Below are 245 nucleotides of genomic sequence, written 5' to 3'. Positions count from 1 at the left end.
ACCATTCACTTGTTAAAGACGGTGGGGGTCTGGGAAAATTTAGCACGTCAGCAGCCTTATACCGGCATGCAGGTCTGGAATAAAAATGGCTATGGCGAAATCAATTTTGGCCAGTCTTCAGAAAAAACACCATCGGTAGAGCAGGCTTTAGGCTCGATGGTGGAGCCAAGCATTTTGAATCTAGCTATTCAGCAAAAGATGCTTGAAGATGTTCAAGATTATAGAACACAGGTCAAAGTTAGCCG

Annotated in this window: 1 protein-coding gene; it reads left to right on the top strand. The window is 44.1% G+C overall.

The genetic code is table 11. The annotated features are described in order from the left end of the window. Positions 1–245 (top strand): hypothetical protein (locus ACCD03_RS25620; protein ID WP_413413296.1); only part of this gene is annotated, 245 nt, incomplete at both ends.

It is taken from the genome of Ralstonia sp. Ralssp135, from assembly GCF_047304345.1.
GTDB lineage: Bacteria > Pseudomonadota > Gammaproteobacteria > Burkholderiales > Burkholderiaceae > Ralstonia > Ralstonia chuxiongensis.
The sequence above is the reverse complement of the archived record's forward strand: the minus strand, read 5'-3'. Positions and strand labels throughout refer to the sequence as shown.